The organism is Streptomyces bluensis (assembly GCF_014650715.1).
Lineage (GTDB): Bacteria > Actinomycetota > Actinomycetes > Streptomycetales > Streptomycetaceae > Streptomyces > Streptomyces bluensis.
The window spans coordinates 18,661-27,340 of the sequence record NZ_BMVM01000036.1 but is presented as its reverse complement, the minus strand read 5'-3'; the positions used below and the strand labels follow the sequence as shown (position 1 = coordinate 27,340).

The window sequence follows — 8,680 nt, the reverse complement described above, 5'->3', positions numbered from 1 at the left end:
GTGGCGCTGGCTGCGGTGAACGGGCCGCGTTCGGTGGTGCTTTCCGGTAGCGAGGATGAGGTCGGGCGGGTATTGGGGGCGCTGGGGGAGCGGCGGCACACGCGTCTGTCGGTGAGCCATGCCTTCCACTCGCCGTTGATGGACCCCATGCTCGACGACTTCCGCACCGCCCTCACCGGCCTGACCTTCGGCGAACCCTCCCTGCGGCTGGTCTCCACCCTGTCGGGCGATGACGGGCGTTCCGTCGAGCACTGGGTGCGTCACGTCCGGGAGACCGTGCGGTTCTCCGACGCGCTGCGGGCGCTCGCGGACGCGGGGGTGCGGCACTTCCTGGAGATCGGCCCGGACGCCGTTCTCACCCCGCAGGTTCCGGCGAGCGTGCCGGACGCCACCGAGGTCGTACCGCTGCTGCGCCGGGACCACGACGAGGAGACGGCCGCCGTGACCGCGCTGGCCCGGCTCCACACCACCGGTGTCCCCGTGGACTGGCCCGCGTTCTTCGCGGGCACCGGTGCCCGCCGCGTCGACCTGCCCACCTACGCCTTCCAGCGGTCCCGGTACTGGCCCGAGGCCGCCGACCCTGCACCGCAGGGCTCCGGCGCGGACGCCGAGTTCTGGGCCGCGGTGGAGCGGGCGGACATCCCCGCCCTCGCCGGGCGCCTCGACGTGGCCCCGGACGCGCTCGACGCGATCGTCCCCGCGCTGTCGTCCTGGCGCAGCCGCAGCCGGGTACGGACGACCGTCGACGCCTGGCGTCACCGCGAGACCTGGCAGCCGCTGACCGCCACGGCGCCCGGCCGCCGCGAAGGCACCTGGCTCGTGGTCCTGCCCGCCGACCCGGACGCCGCGCCCTGGGCCCGCGCCGTCGCCGACGCGCTCGGCCCGGACACCGCGCTGCTCGTCGCGGACGGCACCGACCGTGCCGAACTCGCGGAGCGGATACGGCAGTTCGTGCCGAGCGGCGCCACAGATCCGCACATCACCCGCGTCGTGTCCCTGCTGGCCGCCGACACCACCACGCTCTCCGGTGAAGTCCCCGCAGGCACGCCCGCGACGGCTCTGCTCGTCCAGGCTCTCGACGACGCCGGTCTCGCCGCGCCCGTGTGGTCCGTGACCAGCGGCGCCGTCACCACCGCTCCCGGTGAGGGCCCCGCCGATCCCGCGCAGGCGGCCCTGTGGGGTCTGGGGCGGGTCGCCGCTCTGGAGTACCCGGACCGGTGGGGCGGGTTGATCGACCTGCCCGGGGAACCGGACGACGCCGCACTGCGCCGGTTGACCGCCTTCCTCGCCGCTCCCGGTGACGAGGACGAGGTCGCCGTGCGCGGCGCCGGAGTCTTCGGTCGCCGTTTCGTGCCCGCGCCGGGAGAGGAGGGAGCCCCGGTGTGGGAGCCGTCCGGCACGGTGTTGATCACGGGTGGTACGGGTGCGCTGGGCGGTCATGTGGCCCGGTGGGCGGCGGAGCACGGCGCGGAGCATCTGCTGCTGCTCAGCCGCCGTGGCCGACAGGCACCCGGGGCCGAGGAGTTGGAGGCCGAACTGGTCGGGCTGGGCGCGCGGGTGACCGTCGCCGCGTGTGACACGGCCGACCGCGCGGAGCTCTCGGCCGCGCTGGAGGCGATCCCGGCCGACGTGCCGCTCACGGCCGTCGTCCACGCCGCCGGTGTCCTCGACGACGCCCTGCTGGACGGGCTGACGCCCGACAGGTTCACGGACGTCTTCCACGCCAAGGCCGAACCCGCGCTGCTGCTGGACGAGCTGACCCGCGAGCACGACCTGTCCGCGTTCGTGCTGTTCTCGTCGGTGGCCGGCGCGGTCGGCAACCCGGGGCAGGGCAACTACGCGGCGGCCAACACGGTGCTGGACGCGCTCGCCCAGCGCCGCCGGGCCGAGGGCCTGCCCGCCACGTCCGTCGCCTGGGGCGCCTGGGACGGGGCGGGCATGGCCGCCGGAGTCCAGGACGCGGAGCGGCCCTCCGGCGCCGCACGGCTCGACCCGGCCGCGGCGCTCACCGCGCTCGCCGAACTGGTCGCCGAACCGCATCCCGTCACCGTGGTCGCCGACCTCCAGCATCCGCCGTTCCTCCAGGCGCTGTTCAGCCTCCGCCCGTCGCCCGCCCTGGCCGCCCTCCCCGCCGGCCGCCAGGCCCTGCGCACCGCCCGCACTTCACGCTCCGCCGGTGAGGAAGCCCGCCGCGCGCTGCGGGACCGGCTGCACGCCACGGCCCCCGGTGAGCGGTTGCCCCTGCTGCTCGACCTGGTGCGCACCCACGCCGCCGCCGTCCTCGCCCACCCCGACCCCGCCGCGATCCGGCCGGACAAGCCCTTCCAGGACCTCGGGTTCGATTCGCTGACGTCGATGGAGCTGCGCACCCGGCTGGCCCGGGTCACCGGCCTGCCGCTGCCCGCCGGTCTGCTCTTCGACCACCCGCGGCCCCGCACCCTCGCCGAGCATCTCCTCGACACCGTCCTCGGCGAGCCGGTCGCGGCGCCCGCGCCGCTACCGGCCGGTCGGGCCGCCCCCGACGAACCCCTCGCGATCGTCGGCATGGCCTGCCGCTTCCCTGGCGACGTCCGGTCCCCGGAGGACCTGTGGGAGCTGGTCGCGGGCGGCCGGGACGCCATCGGCCCGTTCCCCACCGACCGCGGCTGGGACCTCGATGTCCTCGCCGGGGCGGGCCGCGGGCACAGCGCCACCGCGGAGGGCGGATTCCTCAGCGACGTCGCCGACTTCGACCCGGAGTTCTTCGGCATCAGCCCGCGCGAGGCCCTGGCGATGGACCCGCAGCAGCGCGTCCTGCTGGAGACGACCTGGGAGGCGTTCGAGCGGGCCGGCATCGACCCGCACACCCTGCGCGGCAGCCGCACCGGCGTCTTCGTCGGCACCAACGGCCAGGACTACGCCGAACTCGTCTCCCGATCCGCCGGGACCGCAGAGAACTTGGCGACCCACCTCGGTACCGGCCTCGCGGCCAGCGTCATCTCCGGCCGTATCGCCTACGTGTTCGGCCTGGAGGGGCCCGCGGCCACCGTCGACACGGCCTGTTCCTCGTCCCTGGTCTCCCTGCACCTGGCTGCCCAGGCGCTGCGCGGCGGCGAGTGCGAACTCGCCCTCGCCGGCGGCGTCACCGTGATGACCAGCTCCTCCAGCTTCTCCGGCTTCACCGCCATGGGCGGCCTCGCCGGGGACGGCCGCTGCAAGGCGTTCTCCGACGCGGCCGACGGCACCGGCTGGTCCGAGGGCGTCGGAGTCCTCGTCGTGGAGCGGCTGTCCGACGCCGAACGGCACGGGCACCGCGTCCTCGCCGTCGTCCGCGGCTCCGCCGTCAACCAGGACGGCGCCTCCAACGGGCTCAGCGCCCCCAACGGCCCCTCCCAGCAGCGCGTCATCCGCCAGGCCCTCGGCGCCGCCGGACTCACGCCCGCGGACATCGACGCCGTCGAGGCGCACGGCACCGGCACGACGCTCGGGGACCCCATCGAGGCCGAGGCACTGATGGCGGTGTTCGGGGCGTCCGAGCGCGCCCGCCCGCTGCTGCTCGGCTCCGTGAAGTCCAACATCGGCCACACCCAGGCCGCCGCCGGAGTCGCCGGCGTCATCAAGACCGTCATGGCCCTGCGCCACGGCACCCTGCCGCCCACCCTGCACGTCGAGACGCCGTCGTCGCACGTCGACTGGTCGACGGGCCCGGTGGAACTGCTCGACCGCGCCCGGCCCTGGCCGGTCACGGGCCGGCCCCGCCGGGCGGGCGTGTCCTCGTTCGGCATCAGCGGCACCAACGCGCACGTCGTCCTCGAACAGGCCGCCGAGCCCGTCCCGTCGGCACCGGACGACGACAGGGGCGCCGCGACGGTCGAGCGCGCGCTGCCGTGGGTGCTGTCCGCCCGCACCCCCGCCGCCCTGCGCGGCCAGGCCGCCGCGCTCGCCGCCGGCCTCACCCACGACCCCGCCCCGGACCTCGCGGACGTCGCCCACGCCCTCGCCACCGACCGGGCCGTCTTCGAGCACCGCGCGGTCGTCGTCGGCACCGGCCGCGACGCCCTCCTCGCCGGACTGGACGCGCTCACCGCGGGCGACACGGTGACGGCCGGCGTCGTGCGCGGTACCGCCGACGGGGAGGGCCGTACCGTGCTCGTCTTCCCCGGGCAGGGCGCGCAGTGGGCCGGCATGGGTGCCCGGCTGCTGGAGGAGTCCCCGGTGTTCGCCGCGCGCATCGCCGAATGCGCCGCCGCGCTCGCAGAATTCACCGACTGGTCCCTCACCGACGTCCTGCGCGGCGCCGACGGCGCCCCCGCACTGGAGCGCGTGGACGTCGTCCAACCGGCCACCTGGGCGGTCATGGTCGCGCTCGCCGCGGTCTGGGAGGCGCACGGCGTCACCCCGGACGCGGTCGTCGGACACTCCCAGGGCGAGATCGCCGCGGCCGTCGTCGCCGGGGCGCTGTCCCTGACCGACGGCGCCCGCGTCGTGGCCCTGCGCAGCCGGGCCATCGCCCGCCGGCTCGCCGGACGCGGCGGCATGATCGCGGTCCCGCTGCCCGCCGCCGACGTCGAGCCCCTCCTCGCCGCCTGGGACGGGCGGCTGTCCCTGGCCGCGGTCAACGCCCCCGACGCGGTCGTCGTCAGTGGCGACGCCGCCTCCCTCGACGAGTTCTTCGGCCGGCTCACCGACGACGGCGTCCGCGTCAGGCGCATCGCCGTCGACTACGCCTCCCACTCCGCCCACGTCGCGGACCTGCACGCCGACCTGCTCACCGACCTCGCGCCCCTCACCCCCCGCGCCCCGCGGATCCCGCTGCTGTCCACGGTCACCGGCGAACGCCTCGACACCGCCGCGATGGACGCCGAGTACTGGTACCACAACCTGCGCCAGACCGTGCGGTTCGCGGACGCGGTGCACGCGCTCCTCGAACAGGGCTGCACACGATTCGTCGAGTCCGGACCGCACCCCGTGCTCACCGGCGCCGTCCAGTCGTGCGCCGAGGCGGCCGGCACCGACGCCGTCGCCGTCGGCACGCTGCGGCGCGGCGAGGACGGCACGGACCGGGTGCTCACCTCCCTCGCCGAAGCCTTCGTCCGCGGCGTCCCCGTGGACTGGGCGGCAGCGGCCGGCCCCGGCCGTTCCCGGGCCGTCGATCTGCCCACGTACGCCTTCCAGCGGCAGCGGTACTGGCCCACCGCCGGGGCCGCGACCACCGACGTGTTCGGTGCCGGCCTCGACGCGACCGGGCACCCGCTGCTCGGCGCCGCCGTCACCGTCGCCGACTCCGGCGACCTGGTCCTCACCGGCACACTGTCCCTGTCCGCACAGCCCTGGCTCGGACAACACCGTGTGTCCGGCGCCGTGTTCTTCCCCGGCACCGGATTCCTCGAACTCGCCGTCCGCGCGGGGGATGCCGCAGGCTGCGGCCGGGTCGACGAACTCACCATCGCCGCCCCGCTCGTCCTGCCCGAACGCGGAGCCGTCCAGGTGCAGGTCCGGGTCGACGCCGCCGACGAGGAGGGCCGGCGCGGCCTGCGGTTCCACTCCCGGCCGGCCCGCGGCGACGCCCCCTGGCAGCTGCACGCCACCGGCGTCCTCTCCCGCGACCCCGCCACCCCGGCCCCGCCCGACACCACCGAGTGGCCGCCCGCCGGCGCCACCGAGGTCGACGTCAGCGACCTCTACCAGCGCTACGCCCGCGCCGGACTCGACTACGGGCCCGCCTTCCAGGGGCTGCGCGGCGTGTGGCGGCTCGACGACGACGCCTACGCCGAGGTCGTCCTGCCCGAACCGGCCGGCACCACCCAGGGCCTCGGACTGCACCCGGCGCTCCTGGACGCCGTCCTGCACGCCGGCGTCCACGCGGGCGAGGAGAACCACGAGCGGATGCTGCCGTTCGGCTGGCAGGACGTCACCCTGCACGCCTCCGGCGCCACCGTGCTGCGCGCCCGCATCGTCCGCACCGGACCCGACACCCTCACCATCGCCGCGACCGACGTCGAGGGCGACCCCGTCGTCACCGTCGGCACCCTCACCCTGCGCGCCGGCACCGACCGGCCCACCGCCACCCCGGCCGACGACCCGGGCGACGCCCTGCTGCACCTCACCTGGGAACCCGCGCCGGCCGACCTGCCCGCACCCGCGGGCGCCCGCTGGGCCGTCGTCGGCGACGACGGCCACGGCCTCGGCCAGGCCCTGGCGCTGGCCGGGGAGAGCGTGGTCGCCTACGCCGGCACCTTCGCCGCCGCCATCGGCGAGGACGGCGACAACGGCCCCGTCCCGCACGGCTTCCTCCTCTCCGTCACCGGCGGTGAAGGACCCGACGCCGTGCACGACACCGTCCACCGGACCCTGACGCTGCTTCAGGACTGGCTCGCCGACGAACGGCTCGACCGCTCACGGCTCCTCCTGGTCACGCGCGGCGCAGTCGCCCCCGACGGCGGTGACACGTCCGGCGGCGGTGACGTGACCGACCCGGCCGCGGCCGCCGTATGGGGCCTCGTCCGCTCCGCCCAGTCGGAGAACCCGGGCCGCTTCGTCCTGGTCGACCTCGACGACGCGGAAACCTCCGCCACCGCCCTGCCCGCCCTGCTCGTCGCCGAGGAGGAACAGTGGGCGGTCCGCGACGGCCGCCCGCGCATGCCCAGGCTCGCCCGGACCACCGCCCATCAGCCGGCCGACACCACCGGCGGCATCGCCGACTGGAACCCGGACGGCACCGTCCTCATCACCGGCGGCACCGGCGGCCTCGGCGGCGAACTCGCCCGGCACCTGGTCACCCGGCACGGCGTACGCCACCTGCTGCTGGCGTCCCGGAGCGGTGACAGCGCGCCCGGCGCCGACGCCCTGCGGGCCGAACTCACCGACGCCGGCGCCTCGGTGACCGTCGCCGCCTGCGACGTCGCCGACGCCGACTCCGTCGACGCGCTGCTCGCCGCGGTGCCCGCCAACCACCCGCTGACCGCCGTCGTGCACACCGCGGGCGCCCTGGACGACGGCGTGCTGCCCTCGCTCACCCCCGAGCGGGTCTCCGCCGTGCTGCGCCCCAAGGCCGACGGCGCCTGGCATCTGCACCGCGCCACCCGCGGGTCGGACCTCGCCGCGTTCGTCCTGTACTCCTCGGTCTCCGGCGTCCTCGGCAGCCAGGCCCAGGCCGGCTACTCCGCCGCCAACGCCTACCTCGACGCCCTCGCCGCGCACCGCCGCGCACGGGGGCTGCCCGCCACCTCCCTGTCCTGGGGGTTCTGGGCCCGCCGCACCGGCATGACCGCGCAGCTCACCGAGACCGACGTGCAGCGCATGGAACGCTCCGGGACCCCGCCGCTCGGCCTGGAGTTCGGGCTCGCCCTGTTCGACGCCGCGCTCACCCGCGACGAGGCCCACCTCGTACCGCTGCGGATCGACCGGAGCCGCCCCGGCGGCGACGTACCGCCCCTGCTGCGCGGCCTGCTCGGCGGAGCCCGGCGCACCGCCGCCACCGCCACCCGGTCCTTCGCCACACTCCGCGACCGGCTCGCCCGGCTCGACGCCACCGAGCAGCACACGGCGCTCACCGACCTCATCGTGGAGACCTCCGCGGTGCTGCTCGGCCGACGCGAGGAAGGGCCCCTGGACCCCAGCCGCGAATTCCTCACCCTGGGCTTCGACTCGCTCATCGCCCTGGAGTTGCGCAACCAGCTCGGCGAAGCCCTCGGGCTGCGGGTGCCGACGTCCGCGGTCTTCGACCACCGCACCCCCACCCGGCTCGCCCAGTGGCTCCAGGGCCAGGTGGCCGCCCTCGGCGACCGCGCGGCGGCCGGCCCCGGCACCCTCACCGCGAACGCCCGGGACAGCGCCCCCGACTCCGTGGTCAACCTGTTCTTCGACACCGTCAGGAACGGAAAGACCCTGGAGGCCATGAGGCTGCTGATGGCGGTCGCCGCGACCCGCCCCCAGGTCACGCTGACCGCCGAGGTACCGGAACTGCCGCAGCCCGTAGCCCTGGCCGAGGGACCCGCGCTGCCCCGGCTGATCTGCGTCAGCGCGCCCGGCGCCACCGGCGGCGTGCACCAGTACGCCCGTATGGCGGCCCCGTTCCGCGGCAGCCGGCACGTCAGCGCGCTGCCGCTGCTCGGCTTCGCGGAGGGCGAGGCGCTGCCCGCCGACAGCGAGGCCGCCGTACGGCTCATCGCCGAGAGCGCCCTGCTGGCCAGCGAGGGAGAGCCGTTCGTCCTCGTCGGCTACTCCATGGGCGGCACCTTCGCCTACCGCGCGGCGGGCGTACTGGAGGAGACCTGGGGCATCCGGCCCGAGGGCGTGATCATGCTCGACACGCTCAGCCTCGCGTACCAGGCGGGGGAGGGCGTCGACTGGGACCTCTTCCACGAGAACTACCTCGCCGACATGGACAAGCCGGCGGTGAAACTCGACAGCGCCCGGCTGTCGGCGATGGCCCAGTGGTTCCTGCGGATGACCAAGGGCGGCGCGGAACGCTACAAGACCGGCGTGCCGAGCCTCCTGATCCGCTGCACCACCTCCATGCCCGCGGTCGACCGCGGCGACGAGGCCCCGCCCGTGCCGGCCCACACCACCCGCATGATCGACGCCACCCACCAGACGCTCATCGCCGAACAGTCCCACGAGACGGCCCGGCTGATGGAGGAGTGGCTGCGGACGCTGGAGTCCGAGGGGCACTGATCCCGCGGGCCCGAGCGGAGGCCCG

1 protein-coding gene is annotated in these 8,680 nt (G+C 75.9%); it reads left to right on the top strand.

Features of this window, described 5'->3' with window-relative positions:
• Positions 1 to 8,655, top strand: an 8,655-nt coding sequence (locus IE262_RS38840; protein WP_373305240.1) for an SDR family NAD(P)-dependent oxidoreductase, incomplete at its 5' end; no start/stop codon positions are given.
• Positions 8,656 to 8,680: the final 25 nt, after the last annotated feature.